The organism is Elioraea sp. Yellowstone (genome assembly GCF_006704265.1).
Lineage (GTDB): Bacteria > Pseudomonadota > Alphaproteobacteria > Acetobacterales > Acetobacteraceae > Elioraea.
The window spans coordinates 11691-30268 of record NZ_VIKA01000033.1 but is presented as its reverse complement, the minus strand read 5'-3'; the positions used below and the strand labels follow the sequence as shown (position 1 = coordinate 30268).

General features: G+C 73.5%; 16 protein-coding genes. 11 read left to right on the top strand and 5 right to left on the bottom strand.

Annotated elements, in window-relative coordinates; translation table 11 throughout:
* The 7 genes from pdxA to FK498_RS07210 form a co-directional block, all read left to right on the top strand.
* The coding region (gene pdxA / locus FK498_RS07240; RefSeq protein ID WP_141853042.1) for a 4-hydroxythreonine-4-phosphate dehydrogenase PdxA at positions 1–763 on the top strand (763 nt) is incomplete at its 5' end.
* Positions 760–1590, top strand: coding sequence for a 16S rRNA (adenine(1518)-N(6)/adenine(1519)-N(6))-dimethyltransferase RsmA (rsmA, locus tag FK498_RS07235; RefSeq protein ID WP_141853040.1), 831 nt, complete (start codon positions 760–762; stop codon positions 1588–1590). The genes pdxA and rsmA, both read left to right, overlap by 4 nt.
* A 5-nt stretch (positions 1591–1595) precedes the next feature.
* Positions 1596–2078: a signal peptidase II gene (gene lspA, locus FK498_RS07230; protein ID WP_141853046.1), complete on the top strand. Its 483-nt coding sequence runs from the start codon at positions 1596–1598 to the stop codon at positions 2076–2078.
* Entirely contained in the window at positions 2075–2635 is a 561-nt protein-coding gene (locus FK498_RS07225) for a DUF3035 domain-containing protein (RefSeq protein WP_141853038.1), read from the top strand. The genes lspA and FK498_RS07225 overlap by 4 nt, the downstream gene beginning before the upstream one ends.
* A gap of 70 nt (positions 2636–2705) precedes the next feature.
* Positions 2706–4070, top strand: a complete 1365-nt coding sequence (locus tag FK498_RS07220) for a pitrilysin family protein (protein ID WP_141853036.1) — start codon at positions 2706–2708, stop codon at positions 4068–4070.
* On the top strand, positions 4067–5350 hold the full coding sequence (locus FK498_RS07215; protein ID WP_141853034.1) for a pitrilysin family protein: 1284 nt from the start codon (positions 4067–4069) through the stop codon (positions 5348–5350). Before FK498_RS07220 ends, FK498_RS07215 begins: the two co-directional genes overlap by 4 nt.
* A gap of 100 nt (positions 5351–5450) precedes the next feature.
* Positions 5451–6353, top strand: coding sequence for a TIM44-like domain-containing protein (locus FK498_RS07210; RefSeq protein ID WP_141853032.1), 903 nt, complete (start codon positions 5451–5453; stop codon positions 6351–6353).
* Between the two features lie 52 nt (positions 6354–6405).
* Here FK498_RS07210 and FK498_RS07205 read toward each other — a convergent pair whose 3' ends face one another.
* The 3 genes from FK498_RS07205 to FK498_RS07195 all read right to left on the bottom strand — a co-directional run bounded on the left by FK498_RS07205 (position 6406) and on the right by FK498_RS07195 (position 11386).
* The gene (locus FK498_RS07205) at positions 6406–8385 is read right to left on the bottom strand and encodes a DNA/RNA helicase domain-containing protein (RefSeq protein WP_141853030.1); all 1980 of its coding nucleotides are present in this window, start codon (positions 8383–8385) and stop codon (positions 6406–6408) included.
* A gap of 84 nt (positions 8386–8469) precedes the next feature.
* A complete protein-coding gene (gene typA / locus FK498_RS07200) occupies positions 8470–10296 on the bottom strand; it encodes a translational GTPase TypA (protein WP_141853028.1) in 1827 nt (608 codons plus the stop codon).
* Between the two features lie 106 nt (positions 10297–10402).
* Positions 10403–11386, bottom strand: a complete 984-nt coding sequence (locus FK498_RS07195) for an adenosine kinase (protein ID WP_141853026.1) — start codon at positions 11384–11386, stop codon at positions 10403–10405.
* 54 nt (positions 11387–11440) lie between these two features.
* Here FK498_RS07195 and FK498_RS07190 point away from each other — a divergent pair, with 54 nt between their 5' ends.
* Positions 11441–12115: an EI24 domain-containing protein gene (locus FK498_RS07190; protein WP_141853024.1), complete on the top strand. Its 675-nt coding sequence runs from the start codon at positions 11441–11443 to the stop codon at positions 12113–12115.
* A 267-nt stretch (positions 12116–12382) separates the two neighbouring features.
* Here the strand turns inward: FK498_RS07190 and FK498_RS07185 are convergent, their stop codons facing one another.
* Positions 12383–14743, bottom strand: coding sequence for a xanthine dehydrogenase family protein molybdopterin-binding subunit (locus tag FK498_RS07185; RefSeq protein ID WP_141853022.1), 2361 nt, complete (start codon positions 14741–14743; stop codon positions 12383–12385).
* A gap of 114 nt (positions 14744–14857) precedes the next feature.
* Positions 14858–15268: a YraN family protein gene (locus FK498_RS07180; protein ID WP_141853020.1), complete on the bottom strand. Its 411-nt coding sequence runs from the start codon at positions 15266–15268 to the stop codon at positions 14858–14860.
* 104 nt (positions 15269–15372) lie between these two features.
* Here FK498_RS07180 and FK498_RS07175 point away from each other — a divergent pair, with 104 nt between their 5' ends.
* The 3 genes from FK498_RS07175 to FK498_RS07165 all read left to right on the top strand — a co-directional run bounded on the left by FK498_RS07175 (position 15373) and on the right by FK498_RS07165 (position 18522).
* Positions 15373–16557 carry a PQQ-dependent sugar dehydrogenase gene (locus tag FK498_RS07175; RefSeq protein WP_202614778.1) on the top strand — a complete coding sequence of 395 codons (1185 nt, stop codon included), beginning with the start codon at positions 15373–15375 and terminating at the stop codon, positions 16555–16557.
* A gap of 152 nt (positions 16558–16709) precedes the next feature.
* Entirely contained in the window at positions 16710–17072 is a 363-nt protein-coding gene (locus FK498_RS07170; RefSeq protein WP_141853016.1) for a hypothetical protein, read from the top strand.
* Positions 17073–17133: 61 nt separating this feature from the next.
* Positions 17134–18522, top strand: coding sequence for a C13 family peptidase (locus FK498_RS07165; RefSeq protein WP_141853014.1), 1389 nt, complete (start codon positions 17134–17136; stop codon positions 18520–18522).
* Positions 18523–18578 lie beyond the last annotated feature (56 nt).

Here is an 18578-nt window from a genome sequence, read left to right as displayed (position 1 = left end):
CGCGCCGGCCGAGCCCGGCCGGCCGGACCCGGCGCACGGGCCGGCGATCATCCGCTCGGTCGAGCGCGCGGTCGCGCTGGCGCGCGCCGACGAGGCGGCCGCCGTGGTCACCAATCCGCTCGCCAAGACCACGCTGCTCGCGGGTGGGATCGGCCATGCGGGGCACACCTCCTGGCTCGCCGAGCTCGCCGGCGGCGGCGAGCCCGTGATGATGCTCGCCTCGCCGCTGCTGCGCGTCGTGCCGGTGACGGTGCACATCCCCTTCGCGGCGGTGCCGTCGGCGCTGACGGTGGAGCGCATCGTCGCCGCCGGGCGCATCGCCGCCGCGGCGCTGCGCGCGGATTTCGGCCTCGGCCGGCCGCGGCTCGCGGTGACGGGGCTCAATCCCCATGCCGGCGAGGCGGGCACGATCGGCCGCGAGGAGATCGACGTGATCCGCCCGGCGATCGAGGCGCTCCGCGCCGAAGGCCTGGCGGCGAGCGGGCCGCATCCGGCCGACAGCCTCTTCCATGCGCGCGCGCGGGAGGGGTACGACGCCGTCCTCTGCATGTATCACGACCAGGCGCTGATCCCGATCAAGACGCTCGACTTCGCGGGCGCGGTGAACGTCACGCTCGGCCTTCCGATCGTTCGCACCAGTCCCGATCACGGCACCGCCTACGACATCGCCGGGCGCGGCGTCGCCGATGCCTCCAGCCTGATCGCGGCGATCGAGCTCGCGGCCGCGATGGCAGCGCGGCGGGAGCGCGCGCGGGCGGCGTGAGCGGGCTGCCGCCGCTGCGCGAGGTGATCGCGCGTCACGGGCTGGCGGCGCGCCGGTCGCTCGGCCAGCATTTCCTGCTCGACCTCAACCTCACCGCACGCATCGTGCGTGCGGCCGGCGCCTTGGCGGGCCGGCACGCGATCGAGATCGGGCCCGGCCCCGGCGGACTGACGCGCGCGCTGCTGGCGAGCGATGCGGCCAGCGTGACCGCGATCGAGCGCGATCCGCGCTGCGTGGCCGCTCTGGCCGATCTGCTCGCCGCCCATCCCGACCGGCTGCGTCTCGTCGAGGCGGATGCGCTGACGGTCGATCTCGCCGCGCTCGCCCCGCCGCCGCGCAAGGTGGTGGCGAACCTGCCCTACAACGTCGCGACGCCGCTGCTGGTCGGCTGGCTCGCGCAGGCGGGCGCGTTCGAGAGCCTGACCCTGATGTTCCAGCTGGAGGTCGCCGAGCGCATCGTGGCCATGCCGGGCACGGCGGCCTATGGTCGGCTCGCGGTGCTCGCGCAGTGGCTTGCCGCGGTGCGCATCGTGCTGCGCCTGCCGCCGGCGGCCTTCACGCCGCCGCCCAAGGTGGCCTCGGCGGTGGTGCAGCTCGTGCCGCGGCCGGACCAGCCGGGGCGCGCGCTGTTCGCGGCGATGGAACGCGTCACCGCCGCCGCCTTCGGCCGGCGGCGCAAGATGCTGAAGGGCGCGCTCGCGCCGCTCGGCGATGCGGCGAGGCTGCTCGCCGAGGCCGGCATCGATCCGGCGCGCCGGGCCGAGACCGTGACGGCAGGCGAGTTCGAACGGCTCGCGCGCGCCCTGCTGCGCGCCGACGGCGGGTGACGGCGATGCTCCGGCTCGGGCTTGCGGTCGCGGCGGCGATCCTCCTTCTCGACCAGGCCAGCAAGTGGTGGATCCTCGAGGTGGTGCGCCTGCCCGAGATCGGGCGGATCGCGCTCACGCCCTTCCTGAACCTGACGATGGTCTGGAACCGCGGCGTCACCTTCGGCCTGCTCGCGGGCGAGGCGTGGTGGCACGCCTGGGCGCTCGCGGCGATCGCGCTCGCCGTGGCGGGCGCGCTCACGGTCTGGCTCGCGCGCGCGCCCGACCGCTGGACCGCGGTCGCGCTCGGTCTCGTGCTGGGCGGCGCGATCGGCAACGTGATCGACCGCATCCGCTTCGGCGCGGTGGTGGACTTCGTCGATCTGCACGCCTTCGGCTGGCACTGGTACGTGTTCAACCTGGCCGACAGCGCGATCGTGATCGGGGTCGGGCTCCTGGTCGCGCACGCCTTGCTCCGGCCACAGCACGGGGCTAGGGAGAGGGCATGAACGGCCGCGTCCTCACCGCGCTTGCGCTCGCCGCGCCGCTGCTCGCGGCCTGCGGCGGCGATGCGGCGCGCACCTTCGGCTTCACGCGCGACCCGCCGGACGAGTTCCAGGTGCAGACGCGCGCGCCGCTCTCCGTGCCGCCGGAGTTCTCGCTCAGGCCGCCACGCCCGGGCGCGCCGCGGCCGCAGGAGCCCTCGGCGCGCGAACAGGCGCAGGGCATCCTGGTCGCCCGCACGGTCACGCCGACCCAGCCGCTGCCGCCGCGAGCCGAGACGTCGCCGGGCGAGGCGGCCCTGCTCGCCGCGGCCGGCCCGCCGCCGCCGCCCGATCTGCGCGACCGGATCGAGGCCGACAACGCGCTGATCGCCGAGCGCAACCGCAGCTTCGTCGACGCCCTGATGTTCTGGCGCTCGCCGCGCGACCCCGGCGTGGCGGTCGATCCCACCCGCGAGGCGCAGCGCCTGCGCGAGGCGGCCGCCCTCGGCCGCGCGCCGACGGAGGGCGAGACGCCGATCATCCAGCGCCGGCGCACGGGTCTGCTCGAGGGGCTGTTCTGAGCGCCGCGATCACGGGCTTGCGGGTGGACGGGCTCCGGCCGGACGGCCAAGTCTGGACGCGGAGGTATCCATGTCCGAACTCGACCGACGCAGCGTGATCGCCGGCCTGCCCGCGGCCGCCGCCCTCGCCGCCGCCCCGCGTCTCGCCGCCGCCGCACCGGCCGCGCAGCCCGTGTTCGGCGCCGAGACCTTCACCCTCGCCAACGGCCTGACCGGCGTCGTCATCCCGATGCGGCGCGCGCCGGTGGTGGCGCACATGGTCTGGTACCGCGTCGGTGCGGCGGACGAGCCGCCGGGCCTGTCCGGCATGGCGCACTTCCTCGAACACCTGATGTTCAAGGGCACGCCCAATGTCGGCCCGGGCGAGTTCAGCCGCCGGGTCGCGCGCGAGGGCGGGCGCGACAACGCCTTCACCGGCCACGACTACACCGGCTACTTCCAGCAGGTCGCGGCCGACCGGCTCGAGCTCGTCATGCGGCTGGAGGCCGACCGCATGGCGAACCTGCTGCTCGACCCGAAGGACATCGAGCCGGAACGCCTGGTGATCCTGGAGGAGCGGCGCCAGGTGATCGAGAACGTGCCGCTGCGCCGCTTCCGCGAACGCCTCGCGCCGCTGCTCTATGTCAACCACCCCTATGGCCGGCCGGTGATCGGCTGGGAGCACGAGATCCGCGCCATCCCGCGCGAGGCGCTGGTGGCATTCCATGAGCGGTACTACGGCCCGGGCAACGCGATCCTGGTGGTGCAGGGCGACGTCACCACCGACCAGGTGCGCCGCCTCGCCGAGGTGACCTATGGCCGGCTGCCGAGGACCGGGCGGGTCGAGCGGCGCCGGCCGCAGGAGCCGCCGGCGGTCGGCGAGCGGCGCCTCGCGCTTGCCGATCCGCGGGTGCGCGAGCCGCAGATGGCGCGGCTGTTCCTCGCCCCCACGGCGCGCCAGGCGCCGGACGAGGCGGATGCGCTCGAGGTGCTCGCGCATGTGCTCGGCTCCGGCCCGACCAGCCGGCTCTGGCGCGCGCTGGTGGACAGCGGGCTCGCCGCCTCGGCCTCGGCCGCCTATGGCGGCGAGAGCGTCGATCCGACCGAGTTCGCGCTCCACGCCAGCCCCCGGCCGGGGGTGGAGCCGGCGCGCGTGGAGGCGGCGCTCGGCGAGGCCCTCGCCCGCCTGCTCGACGAGGGCGCGGGCGAGGAGGAGGTTTCGCGCGCCATCCGGCAGATGACGGCGGGTGCGGTGTTCGCGCGCGACAGCCTGATGGGCGGGGCGCGCACGGTCGGCGCCGCGCTCGCGGTCGATCTGCCGCTCGCGCATGTCGAGCACTGGCCGGCGCGCATCGCCGCGGTCACGCCTGCGCGCGTCACCGAGGCGGCACGGGCGGTGCTGCGGCCCGAGGCGGCGGTCACCGGCTGGCTCACGCCGGACGGCAACCGGTCATGAGCGCATCCCGCGCCCAAGTCGGTGCGACCACCGGCTGGTCGGTGCCGGTCCAGGTCGTGGTCTCGCCGCGCGGCATCCGCGCCTGGCTGATCGAGGACCGCTCCGTGCCGGTGGTGGCGCTCTCCTTCGCCTTCGCGGGCGGCGCCGCGCTCGACCCGCCCGACCGTCCCGGCCGCGCGGACCTCGCCGCGAGCCTGCTGACCCAGGGCGCGGGCCCCTACGATACCGCCGCCTTCTCCTCCCTGCTGCGCGACCGGGCGGTGAGCCTGTCCTTCGATGCCGACCGCGACAGCCTCTCGGGCAGCCTGCGCGTGCTCGAGGCCGAGCGCGCGTTCGGCGCCGAGATGCTGGCGCTGGCGCTGGCCGAGCCGCGCTTCGACGAGGATGCCGTCGCACGGGTCAAGGCGCAGAAGGTGTTGGCGCTGCGGCGCCAGGCGGAGGACCCGCGCACGCTGGCGGCACGCCGCTGGTGGGCGGAGAGCCTGCCGGGCCATCCCTTCGCGCGGCCGGCGAACGGCACGGAGGAGGGGATCGCGCCGCTCGGCCCTGACGAGCTGCGCGCGGCGATGGCCGCGCAGCTCCGCCGCGGCAGCCTGGTCGCGGCGGCGGCCGGCGCGATCGACGCCGAGGGGCTCGGCACGCTGCTCGACCGCGCCTTCGCCGGCGCGGTGCCGGAGGGCGAGGCCGCGCCCGTGCCGAAGCTGCCGCCGGTCCGCGCCTTCGGACTTGCCGTGATCGAGCGCGATGCGCCGCAGGCGGCGGCGACGTTCGGCCACGGCGCGATCCCGCCCGAGGACCCGGACTGGGAGGCGGCCCAGGTGGTGAACTGGATCCTCGGCGGCGGGGGCTTCTCCTCACGGCTGATGACCGAGATCCGCGAGAAGCGGGGCCTGACCTACGGCATCGGCACGGGGCTCGTGCCGTTCCGCGGCGCGTCGCTGCTGGTCGGCTCGGTCTCGACCGAGAATGCGCGCTTCGGCGAGACGCTCGCCGTGCTGCGGGCGGAATGGGCACGCATGGCCGAGGCCGGGCCGAGCGAGGACGAGGTGGCGGCCGGGAAGGCGTATCTGTCGGGCTCCTTCCCGCTGGGCTTCACCTCGACGCCGCAGATCGCGGGCACGCTGGTGGCGCTGCAGCTTCTCGGTCGCGGACCCGAGTGGCTGGCGGGACGGCTGGCGCGGCTCGCCGCGGTCACGATCGAGGACGCGCGCCGTGCGGCGCGTCGGCTGTATGACCCGGCCGCGCTGTCGGTGGCCGTGGCGGGGCGGCCAGCGCTGTGACCGGACCTCGCACGGGCGTCCGACGGGCGCGAGCGGGAGGCTGGCATCGGGACGCGCGAAGGGCCATGTCTGCGGGCGACGTTGCCACGGGAGGTTCGTCATGCGGCGCTTCGCCCTCTATGCGGCTCTGGCCGCGACCCTCACGCTGGCGCTCGCCCCCGCGATCGCCGAGGCGCGGCTCGGCCGCGGCGGCAGTTTCGGCAGTCGCGGAGGGCAGACCTACGCGCCCCCTCCGCCGACCCGGGTGGCGCCGCAGCCGGCGCAGCCGGTGCAGCGCAGCGTGACGCAGCCGGCGAGCCCGGCTGCCGCGGCGGCCACGGCCACGGCGCCGCGGCCGGGCTTCGGCGGGGCGCTGATGGGCGGGTTGCTCGCCGGCGGGCTGATCGGGCTGCTGTTGGGCACCGGCTTCTTCGGCGCCGGGTTCGGCGGCGTGCTCGGCGCACTGCTGCAGCTCGCCCTGATCGGCGGGCTGGTGTGGCTCGGCCTGCGGCTGTTCCGCGCTGCACCCGCGATGGCCGGCGTGCCGGCAGGGCGCGGTCCGGTGCCGGATCTCGGCGCGGGTCGCACGGGGACGGGCTTCGCCGCCGGCGGGCCTGTGCCGCTGCGTCTGACCGACGAGGATCTCGCGAGCTTCGAGACGGCGTTGAAGGAGGTGCAGGCGGCTTGGAGCGAGGCCGACACGGCGAAGCTCGCCGGCCTGCTGACGCCGGAGATGCTCGGCTATGTCACCGAGCAGCTCGAGGCGGATGCGCGGCGCGGCGTGCGCAACCGCGTCTCGGGCCTGGTGTTCGAGGAGGGTGATGTCAGCGAGGCCTGGCGCGAGGGCGTGCGCGACTATGCGACGGTGGCGATGCGCTACAGCCTGACGGACGTGGACGTACCCGTCGGCGCGCCGCCTGCGCTGCCCGGTGCGGCGCCGCGCGAGACGGTGACGGAGCTCTGGACCTTCATGCGCGTGCAGGACGGTCCGTGGCGCCTGAGCGCCATCCAGCAGACGGGCTGATCGCTGGAGGGGAGTCTGGGGGGACGACCGTCGTCCCCCCGGCATTTCTCTTCTACAGAAGTCGAGGGCGCCGTTCCGGAGTTGAGATCGGCGTGGCGTGCAGCGGGTCGGCGCCTGCGGCGCGCAGCGTCTCGGCGATCGCGTCGAACTCCGCGGGCGGGCGCGTGCTGTCGGCGGGATCGCCGCGCGGCACGTAGATCACGGTCTCGTAGCGCGCGCGTGTCAGCAGCACGCGGTAGCTGTTGCGGATGAACGCGCGGTCCCTGCCGGCGGCCCGCCACTTCGTTCCCGCGAAGTGGCGTGCGCGCCAGAAGCCGTTGCCGTCCGGCAGGAAGTCGTTGCCCCAGGCGAGGCCGACCACGTCGAGCTCCAGCCCCTGGCAGGCGTATTCGGTGGCGCAGACTTCGAGCGCGTCGGAGCCGCGCACGTCGGGCCAGCGGTTGAGGAACCACTCGGCGACCTCGTCGCCGCTGATCTCCGGCCCGAGCCCGTCGGCGCGCAGCCGTTTCGCGACCGAGGAGCGCACCAGCCCGGCGCGGCGCTGCCCGCGGGCGAGCGCGCGGAGTGCTGCGCGCAGCGCGGCGAGGTCGCGCGTCAGGAGGAACGGCACGCCGCCGGCGCCTTCCGCGATCGCGCGCGCATCGGCGATGCGGCCGTCGAGCAGGGCATCCACCCAGGCGGCCGCGGCGGTCCCGCGCACGCTGCGGATCGGCACCGTGAGGTCGAGATCCGGGTCGATCGAGAGCCACGGCGCGGCACCCTCGGCGAGGCGCTGCACCGGATCGGCGGCGGCAGTCGCACGCGGGGCCGCGACCGCGCGCCAGTCGCCGCGCGCGGCGATGACGCGGCCCCATTCGGCGAGCCCCGCCTCGCCGGTATTGATCTCCTGGCCGTTGCCGATCAGCGCGACGACGACGGCCCAGCCGGGGCGGCGCGCCATGATCTCCAGCGTGTGCGCGGGCTCGCTCATGGTCAGCCGGCCGGGGCGACGTTGCGTGCCGGCGCGGGCCTTCGCCTCGTCCCACGCACGCTGCGCCTCGTCGAACACGATCAGCCGTTCGGGCGGCAGTCGCGACCGATCGGCGGCGTTGTCCTCGAGAAAGCGGTGCACGTTCTGCAGCGCTGCACGCACCCGCCGCCGCGCCTCGGCCGGGCTGCACTCCCGCCGCGCGATCGCGTCGCGCGCGAGCGCCTCGCGCAGCACCGCGACGAGCGGCGCGTTGCCGGTGAGGAACGCCGCTCCCTCCTGCCGCGCCGGGCCGAACACGGTGTTCAGCCCGCAGAGCGTCTTGCCCGCGCCGGGGATGCCGGTGACGAACACCACGGTGCGTGCGTTGTCGCGCCGCGCCGCCGCAACCGCGCGGTCGATCGCCGCCGTGGTGCGGGTGAGGTTCGCGACATCCGCCCGCGCCGCCGCGATCTCGGCGACACCGTTGCGCGCGTAGACCATCGTCGCCGCCTCGATGATCGTCGGCACCGGGCGATAGGGGGCGGCGAGCCAGGCGGCACCGTCGAGCGGCGCGGACGGGGCCGGGATCGCGGTCTGCACCCAGGCGACGAACGCCGCGAGCGCGGCATGGCTCGTGCGCATCGGCGGCACCACACCGTGCCAGAGGAGGGGCGGCTGGCGCGGCAGCGCCATCCCCGCGCTGCCGGCGACAAGCACGGGCACGATCGGGTGATCGCGGCTCGCGGCGTGGAAGTCGTGCAGGTCGAGCGCGTAGTCCTCCGCCCGCGCGAGCGCGGCCGCCGAGGCATCGGCGGCCTTGAACTCCAGCACCAGGATCGCGCGATCGGTCAGCACTACGGCGTCGATGCGCTTCTCGAGGCGGACCAGATCGTATTCGAGCGCGACCGTCCAGTCCGGCCGCACGCAGCAACGCAGCGCCTCCACCTGCGCGTGCCACGCCGCCTCCTGCTCGGCGGTCGCGGAGAGGCCCCGCGCCGCCTGGGCCGAGGCCAGACGCCCGACCGTGTCCGCCACGTCGCGCGACAGCAGCGCAGCACCGGTGCAGGAAAACCAGGCTCTCATCGCCGATCGGCGGAACAGGTCACGCGACGCTCGCCCCCGGGCCAGCGACGCATCGCTGGTTCCTCCCTCGCGGACGCCCTGGCGCTACGCCGCCTCCTCCGCGCGGCGCTCGGCGCGCTTGCGCGCATGCGGATCGAGGAAGCGCTTGCGCAGGCGAATGGCGCTCGGCGTCACCTCGACGAGCTCGTCGTCGTCGATATAGGCGATCGCCTGTTCGAGACTCATCCGCCGCGGCGGGGTGAGCAGGATGTTCTCGTCCTTGCCCGCCGCACGGATGTTGGTGAGCTTCTTCTCCCTGATCGGATTGACCTCGAGATCCTCGGCACGGCTGTTCTCGCCGATCACCATGCCGACATAGACCTTGTCGCCCGGACCGACGAACAGCGTGCCGCGCTCCTGCAGGGAATGGAGCGCATAGGCCACCGCTTCGCCGTCAGCGTTGGAGATCAGCGCCCCGTTGCGGCGACCCTCGATCGCGCCCTTCCACGGGAAGTAGCCGGCGAACAGCCGGTTCATGATGCCGCTGCCGCGCGTGTCGGTGAGGAACTCGCCGTGGTAGCCGATCAGCCCGCGCGCGGGGATGAGGAAGGCGAGCCGCGTCTTGCCCGCGCCCGAAGGCCGCATGTCGCGCAGTTCGCCCTTGCGCAGCGACATCTTCTCGACCACCACCCCCGCGTACTGCTCGTCGACGTCGACCAGAACCTCCTCGTAGGGTTCGAGCCGCTCGCCGGTCGCCTCGTCGCGGCGGATGATCACGCGCGGGCGGCCGATCGTCAGCTCGAAGCCCTCGCGCCGCATGGTCTCGATCAGCACGCCGAGCTGCAGCTCGCCGCGGCCGGCGACCTCGAAGGCATCGGCCTCCTCGCTGTCCTTGACCCTGATCGCGACATTGCCCTCGGCCTCGCGGTGGAGCCAGTCGCGGATCTGGCGCGACGTGACCTTGCTGCCCTCGCGCCCGCCGAGCGGTCCGTCGTTGATGCGGAACGTCATCGCGAGCGTCGGCGGATCGACCGGGATGGCGGGCAGCGGCACGGCCTGCTCGGGAGCGCAGATCGTGTCCGGTACTGTGGCCTCGGCGAGGCCCGCGACCGCGATGATGTCGCCCGCCTCCGCCGCCTCCACCGGCACGCGGTCGAGCCCGCGGAAGGAGAGCAGCTTGGTCAGCCGCCCCGTCTCGATCACGGAACCGTCGCCGCGCAGCACCTTGAGCGGCATGTTGACGCGCGCACGCCCCTGCTCGACGCGCCCGGTGAGCACGCGGCCGAGATAGGGGTCGTAGTCGAGGATGGTCGCGACCATCGCGAAGGGCGCCTCGGCGTCGAGCTTCGGCGCGGGGACGTGCGACAGAACGAGATCGAACAGCGCGGAGAGGTCGCGCTTCGGCCCATCGAGCGTCGCATCCGCCCAGCCCTGCCGGCCGGAGGCGTAGAGCATCGGGAAGTCGAGCTGCGCGTCGTCGGCGCCGAGGGCGGCGAACAGGTCGAACACCTCGCCGTGCACCTCGTCGGGGCGGGCGTCCTGCCGGTCCACCTTGTTGACGACGACGATCGGGCGGAGGCCGCGTGCGAGCGCCTTGCCGACCACGAACTTGGTCTGCGGCAGCGGGCCCTCGGCGGCGTCCACCAGCACGATCGCGCCATCGACCATGTTGAGGATGCGCTCGACCTCGCCGCCGAAATCGGCGTGGCCTGGCGTGTCGACGATGTTAATCCGCACGCCCTTCCACACCACCGAGGTGCACTTGGCGAGGATCGTGATGCCGCGTTCGCGCTCGAGGTCGTTGCGGTCGAGCGCGCGCTCGGCGACCTGCTGGTTCTCGCGGAACGCGCCGGACTGGCGGAGGAGCTGGTCCACGAGCGTCGTCTTGCCATGGTCGACGTGGGCTATGATCGCGATGTTGCGGATGTCCATACCGGCCGCCCCGTGTGCTGCTGCGCGGTCCACTTAGGGGGTTGGCTCGCGGACCGCGAGTGAAAAGTCAGTGCTGCTGTCCTGTGACGGGCGCGCGACGAGGGGCTCAGGCCGCCAGCCGGTCCTTCACGAGCTGCGCCAAGGGCACCACCGGCCGCGCGCCGAAATGGCTGATCGCCTCGGCCGCAGCGACCGACGCCATCACCCCGCACTCCGGCAACGGTCGGCCGCGTACCAGCCCGGCGAGGAAGCCCGCGGCATAGGCGTCGCCGGCGCCGGTGGTGTCCACCACCTCGGTCGGCTCGGCGGCGATCGTGTGCACCTCACCGTCGGCGACGATCACGCTGCCCTTCTCGGAGCGCGTCAGGCAGGCGATGCGGGTCTCGGCCCGCACGGCCGCGACCGCCTCCTCGAACGAGCCCGCCTCGTAGAGCGAGAGGATCTCGTGCTCGTTGGCGAACAGGATGTCGATCTCCTCGGCCACCAGGGCACGGAACGCCGCGCGGTGGCGGGCGACGCAGAATGGGTCCGAGAGCGTCAGGGCGACCTGGCGTCCGGCCGCATGCGCCAGGCGCGCGGCCTTGCGGAAGGCGGCCTGGGCGGCCGGCGGATCAAACAGGTAGCCTTCGAGATAGGTCACGGCCGCCGCAGCGACGAGGGCCTCGTCGATGTCGGCCTCGTCCAGGGCAACGCAGGCGCCGAGGAAGGTGTTCATGGTGCGCTGCGCGTCGGGGGTGACCAGGATCAGGCAGCGCGCGGTCGGCGCGCCCCCCTTCGCGGGCGGGGTGTCGAAGGCCACGCCGGCGGCGCGGATGTCGTGGCGGAACACCGCGCCGAGCTGGTCGTCCGCGACCTTGCCGATGAAGGCGCCACGCCCGCCGAGGCTGGCGAAGGCCGCCATGGTGTTGGCGGCCGACCCGCCCGAGACCTCGACGGCCGGAGGCATGGCCGCGTAGAGCGTCTCGGCGCGGGCCGCGTCGACCAGGGTCATCGCACCCTTGTTCAGGCCGTGACGGCTGATGAAGGCGTCGTCGCAGCGCGCCAGCACGTCCACGATGGCGTTGCCGATGCCGAGGAGGTCGTAGGTCATGGGGCTCCGATCCGCTGTGCGCGGTTCCCTTAGCCTGACGGGGCGGCGCGCGCCATGATCCGGGCGTGGTTCTGCGCGCTCGGGCAGTTGGGCGATCCCCGGCTGCGCCGGCCGGTGGTCCTGGGGCTGCTAGCCGCCGCGCTGGTGTTCGCGGCCCTGGTCGGGTTCGGCATCTGGCTGGCCGGGCTGGCGGCGACCGGCGGGGGCGGGTGGCTCGACCGGCTGGTCTCCGCGCTCGGCGGCGTGGCGGCGATGATCGTCGCGGTGCTGCTGTTCGGCCCGGCGAGCCTGGCGGTCGCCGGCCTGCTGCTCGAGGACGTCGCCGCGGCGGTGGAGGCGCGGCACTATCCCTTCCTCGCCCCCGCGACGCCCGCGTCCTGGTGGTCGCAGGTGGTGGCGGGGCTGCGGGTGGCGCTGCGGGTGCTGGTGATCTCGGTGCTGGCCTTGCCGCTGGTGCTGCTGGTGCCGGGGATGGGCAGCGTGCTGTGGCTGGCGATGTCGGCCTATGCGCTCTCGCGCGAGTATTTCGAGCTGGCGGCGCTGCGGCGGATGGACGCGGCGGCGGCGCGCGCGCTCAGGCGGCGGCACCGGTTCAGGGTGTGGCTTGCGGGTTTGCCGGCGGCCGCGCTGATGCTGGTGCCGGTCGCGAACCTGTTCGCACCGGTGCTGGGGGCGGCGGCGTTCACGCACGTGTTCCACGGCGTGGCACGGGACGCGCGGCGAAGCTGACGGTTGGCGCAGCCGCGACCCTCGCCATGCTGCCGGACACCGTCGCGCGCGGGGCCGTTTCCATCCGCAGGCGCGCTGCCTTGAGAGGGGGTTCCGACCTGCCGAACCGGCTGCGGGGCTTTCCCGGCGCGGATCTCCGCCCGATCACGTGCATCCACCTGGTCGGGATCCGCGCTGGAGCGGTTTCCACACGAGCGGAAACCGCTCCAGCCCGTCCTTGCGCGCATCTTCACGCACACGGCTGATTCCAGCCGTATGCGATCTGCTCTAGGCCGCGCGCCGTGCCGCCCGGATCGCGCGCCACACGCGCTCGGGTGTGGCCGGCATGTCGAGACGCGCCACGCCCACCGGCCGCAACGCGTCGATCACCGCGTTCATCACCGCCGGCAGCGAGCCCGCGCAGCCCGCCTCGCCGCAGCCCTTGGCGCCGAGATGGTTCGTCTTCGCCGGCACGGGGTGGGAGGCGAAGCCGATCGGCGGCAGGTCGGCCGCGCGCGGCAGGGCATAGTCCATGAAGCTGCCGGTGAGGAGCTGGCCGGTCTCGTCATAGACCACGCGCTCCATCAGCGCCTGGCCGATCCCCTGCGTCACCCCGCCATGCACTTGGCCCTCGACCAGCATGGGGTTCACGATCGTGCCGAAGTCGTTCACCGAGACGTAGGAAACGACCTCGACCACGCCGGTGTCGGGATCGATCTCCACCTCGGCGACGTGGCAGCCGTTCGGGAAGGCGGAGGGCGCGGCCTCGAAGACGTGATCGACGTCCAGGCTCTCCGGGATGCCCTCGCCCTTCACCCGGCCTTCGCGCAGCGCGGCGGCGAGCTCCATGATGCCGACACCGCGATCGGTGCCGACGACGACGAAGCGGCCCTGCCCGAACTCGATGTCGGCCTCCGCCACTTCCAGCATCTGCGCCGCCGCGCGCCGGCCCTTCTCGATCACCTTCGCCGAGGCCTCGATGATCGCCGAACCCGAGGCCATCAGCGACTTCGACCCGCCCGTGCCGCCGCCGGCGACCAGCAGGTCGGAATCGCCCTGCACGAGGCGGATCGCGCCGAACGGCACGCCGAGCTCGGTGCTGAGGATCTGCGCGAAGGGCGTCCAGTGGCCCTGGCCGTAGTCGAGCGTGCCGGTGATGATCGTCACCGTGCCGTCCGCATTGAAGCGGATGCCGCCCATCTCCCTGGCCGGCGGGGCGGTGACCTCGAGGTAGTTGCCGATGCCGATGCCGCGCAGCCGCCCGCGCCGGCGCGCCTCGGCGCGGCGGGCGGGGAAGCCGTCCCAGTCCGCCGCCGCCAGCGCCCGGTCCAGCACCGCAGTGAAGTCGCCGCTGTCGTAGACCGAGCCCGAGGCGGCCTTGTAGGGGAAGGCGTCCGCGCGGATGTGGTTGCGCCGGCGCAGCTCGATCGCGGACATGCCGGTGGCGACTGCGGCCGCCTCGATCAGCCGCTCCATGAAGTAGTTGCCCTCGGGGCGGCCAGCGCCGCGATAGGCCGAAACGGGCGTGGTGTTGGTCATCACGCACTTGGTCGCGACCTCGATCAGCGGGGTGGCGTAGTTCGACTGCACGTTCTTGACGAAGTTGCCGGTGCCCATCAGCGGCGCCACCGTCGCCATGTAGCCGCCCATGTTCGCGTACGCCGTCAGCCGCACGGCGAGGAACCGGCCCTCCGCGTCGAGGGCGAGCTCGCCCACCACCTCGTGGTCGCGGCCGTGCTGGTCGGAGACGAAGCTGCCCGAACGCTCGTCGGTCCACTTCACCGGCCGGCCGAGCTCCTTCGCGGCATGGAACAGGCAGACATACTCGGGATAGGCCGAGGCCTTCATGCCGAACGAGCCGCCCACATTGCCGGTGAGCACGCGCACCTTCTCGACCGGCACCTTCAGGATGTCGCCCGCGAGCTGGTTGCGCAGCCCGAACACCCCCTGGCAGCCGACATGCAGCGTGTAGCGTCCGGTCGCGGCGTCGTACTCGGCGATCGCCGAGCGCGGCTCCATCGCCGCCACCACGACGCGGTTGTTGCGCAAGGGAATCTTCACCCGGTGCGCAGCCCGGGCGAAGGCCGCCTCCACCTTCGCCCGGTCGCCGTAGTGGAAGTCGAGCACCACGTTGCCGCCGGGCCGGTCGTAGAGCGCGGGCGCGTCCGGCGCGGCGGCGGCCGAGGCCTCGGTGACGGCGGGCAGCGGATCGACCTCGACGACCACCGCCTCGGCGGCGTCGCGCGCCTGGGCCCGCGTCTCGGCGATCACGCAGGCGACCGGATCGCCCACGTAGCGCACCTTGTCGGTGGCGAGCGCGCCGCGTTCGGGCGCCCGCATCGGCGTGCCGTCGGCGTTGGTGAAGGGGAGCGTGCAGCGCAACGTCCCGTAGCCCGCCGCCTCCAGATCCGCCCCGGTGTAGACCGCGCGCACGCCGGGCATGGCCCTGGCCGCCGCGGTGTCGATGCCACGGATCACGCCATGCGCGTGCTGGCTGCGCACGATCGCGCACCAGAGCTGGCCCGGCAGCGCGAGGTCGTCGGTGTAGCGGCCCTTGCCCGTCAGCAGCACGGGGTCCTCGTTGCGCGGCACGGGCTGGCCGATCCCGAAGCGCATGGTGGTGCCGTCGGGCATGGAGGTGTCCGGCATCAGGGGGTCTCCCGGGGGTGGCGCGGCGCAGAGAGTAGGCGCTGAGGCAGGCTTGACCAGCCCCCCGCCGCGCGACCCCCTCCGCACAAAGGTCAAGCCTGTGTTCTCCGGGTATCAGTCGCCCGCGCGGAACGCGTCGGCGATGCGGCGCAGCGTGCCGTCGCGCCCCACCACCATCACGTCGAAGCGCAGTCCGGCGCCGAACCAGCCCGGCTCCTCGGCCATCAGCGCCTCGGCCGCGGCGAGCAGGCGCGCGCGCTGGCGGGGCGAGACGGTCTCGGCCGCCTCCGCCGCACGGCCGCGCGCCTTCACCTCGACGATCACGGTGAGATCACCGCGCCGGGCGACCAGGTCGAGTTCGCCTGCCGCCGTGCGCCGGCGCCGGGCCAGCACCGCGAACCCCTCCGCCTCCAGCGCACGCGCGCAGAGAGCCTCGGCGTGGCGGCCGTAGCGCTCGGCGCGCCGGCGCGGCGTGCCGTCCTCATCCGGACGTGATGGAGGCTGCCGGACACGTTTCAGTTGCATTCCCATCCTGCCGGACGCTACGAGTCCCGCGGTCGGCCGCCACGATGCCGTCCCAGCAGCCTCGCCGCGGCCGACCCAGCGACAACACCAGAGCGGGAGGAGTCATGCAACGCGTCCTGTCCTGCGCGGCCCTGGCCGCCGCGCTGACGGCCGGTGCCGCGGTCGCCAACGAACCCTACCAGGCCGCCGGCGACCCGGAGCTCAACGTCAACTTCCGCCAGGTCACCGTCGCCGAGGGGCTCGAGCACCCCTGGTCGATCGCCTGGCTGCCGGACGGCACCGCCCTCGTCACCGAACGCCCCGGCCGGCTGCGCGCGATCCGCGGCGGCCGGCTCGACCCGACGCCGATCGCGGGCACGCCCGAGGTTCTGGTGGCGGCCGAACGCGGGCTCGTCTTCCAGGCCGGGCTGTTCGAGGTCTCGCCGCATCCGCGCTTCGCCGAGAACCGCCTGATCTACCTCACCTACGCGCACGGCACGCCGCAGGCGAACCGGCTCAGGCTCGCGCGCGCCACCTTCGACGGCCAGCGCCTGAGCGATCTCAGCGTCATCTTCGAGGTCTCGCAGCCGAAGCCCGAGTTCCAGCACTACGGTGGGCGCATCCTCTGGCTGCCGGACGGCACGCTGCTCCTCTCGGTCGGTGACGGCGGCAACCCGCCGGTCGCGATCGAGGGGGCGCTGGTGCGGCTGCAGGCGCAGAAGCTCGACAGCCACATCGGCAAGATCCTGCGCCTGCGCGACGACGGCACCGCCCCGCCCGACAACCCCTTCGCCGGCCGCGCGGACGCCAAGCCCGAGGTCTATTCCTACGGCCATCGCCACATCCAGGGCCTCGCGCGCGCGCCCGACGGGCGCATCTTCGCCACCGAGCACGGCCCCCTCGGCGGGGACGAGCTCAACCTGATCCGCCCGGGCGGCAATTACGGCTGGCCGGTCGTCACCTGGGGCCGCGACTATGTCGGCGCGGCGCCGATCGGCACGGGCCAGCGCTCGGCGCCCAACATGCTCGATCCGGTGCTGGTCTGGTACCCATCGGTGATCGGCGCCTCGGGGCTGATGGTCTACACCGGCGACCGGTTCCCGGACTGGCGCGGCTCGATCTTCGCGGGTGGACTCGCGACCCAGGACGTGCGGCGGACGGTGCTGGACGCCGACGGCAAGGTGATCAAGCACGAATCGCTGCGCATCGGCCAGCGCGTGCGCGACGTGCGCCAGGGCCCGGACGGGCTGATCTACGTCCTGACCGACGAGATCCACGGCCGCGTGTTCCGGCTCGAACCGCCCGCGTGACGCGCCGCGCAGCCGCGCCGGCCCGGGGGCGGGAGCGATCCCGCCCCCTTTCCCGTCCGGTCGAGCGCGCTCGACACGGCGCGGCTTTATTGCTACTCTGAATCATACCGTTCGCATGACGGCCGGCAGAGCCGGACGCGGAGGGCTCGAGCATGACGGACTGGAACGAGGTCGCCCGTCGGGCGATCGCGGCCATTCCGGCGGAACAGCTCCGTGGCGCGGTGCTGTATCTCGACCGGCGGACGGTCGCGCCCGGCGAGGCCGTGCCCACGGGCAGCGGCATGCTGGTCGCCGACCGTCCGAGCGCGCTCGCCTTCCTCGATCTCGCGCCCGCGGCGAACTGGGGCCATCCCTGCCGCTACCTGCTGATCGACCTCGCCACCGGCGCCGTGCGGGCGGCAGAGGCGACGCACCCGCCGTTCCTGCGCGGTGTTGCGCCGACCCTCGCCGCGATCGCCAAGGGGCACGACGTGCCCGACTGGACCCTCGCCGCCCCCTTCCATCCGCCCGACTGACCGACCGGCCCCCGGCCGCCGCCTTCCCCCATCCGTGCCGGGGCAGAGGAGAGAGGACACCATGGCCACCAGACCCGAAGCAGCCGCGCCGGAACGATCTGCGCCGATGCGGCGCGCGATGGAGCTCGCACTGCGCAGCCTCTCGCCGCGCCAGGTCGAGACCACGAATCTCGCGGTCGTCACGGCGCCGGTGGGCAAGGGCACGCGCCTGCGCGCCTATCGCCAGCCGATCCCGATCGAGCAGGACAGCATCGTCGTGTTCGCCGACGAGATGCCCGGGGCGAACTGGTCGCATCCCTGCCGCTACATCCTGTGCAACGCGCGCACCGGCGAGCCCTACACCGAGATCCCCGCGCGCTTCCCGCCGGAGATGCGTACGCCGAAGATCGCCCTGCACACCTTCCATGAGCCGATCGTGCTGCGCCCGGGGCTCTACTGGCCGATCAAGCCGCGGCCGGGTTGCTTCGTGCGCGTGCCGAAGGGCAAGCGCTACGCCATCCTGTTCTCCGGTGCCTCGAACGCGCGGCACGTGAACGACATGGAGTTCCTCTACCGCACGCTGCGCGACCGCTACGGCATGCCGGACGCCGACATCATCTGCCTGAACCATGACGGCACGCTGAACTACAACGGCAACCCCAAGCCGATCGTCTCCTGGCCCGGCGACGGCACGGCCTACCGCATGCCGATCAAGGGCAAGGGCACCAAGGCCGATCTCGACGCGGCGCTCGACGACATCGCCGCGCGCATCAAGCCCGAGGATTCGCTGCTGATCCACACCAACAACCACGGCGGCTGGGGCGGCTGGGGCAAGTCCTATCTCTGCGTCCAGTCCGGGGCCGACTACTACGCCGCCGACTTCGCGGCCAAGCTCAAGACCCTGCCGAAGTTCCGCTGCCTCGTGGTGATGATGGAGCAGTGCCACGCCGGCGGCTTCAACGCGCCGATCATCGCCAACAGCCCCGCGCAGTACACCTCGGTCGCCTCGGCCACGGTCGAGGACCAGTCCTCCTGGGGCAACGCCGAGTTCGACTTCTTCGCGCGCGACTGGATCGCGGCGATGGCGGGCCACACGCCTTACGGCGGCGCACTCGCCTCCAACCCCGACAGCAACGGCGACGGCACGATCAGCGCGCGCGAGGCCTATGACTACGCGGACTCCATCCACTACAGCGGCGACACGCCGAACTGGAGCCAGTCCTCGGCGACCGCGCGCACCTGCCACCTCGCGCAGCGCTACGGCTGGGCCTGGACCTGGTTCTGCCCGATCGTGATCGACCTGCTCTACCCGGTCTGGGAGAAGCTGCCGATCCCCGAGTTCTACGACCGGTTCCGCAAGGGCATCGCGCCGGTGCTCGACGAGTTCGAGGCGACGATGGAGAAGGACGCGGCGGCCGCGCGCGGCGCGCTCGAGAAGCGGCTGAAGGAGGCGATCGCGCGGACCTTCTGATCCGGGTCAGCCTTCCTGCTGACCCGGATCAGCCCCTTCGCTGGCGCGCAGCCGCC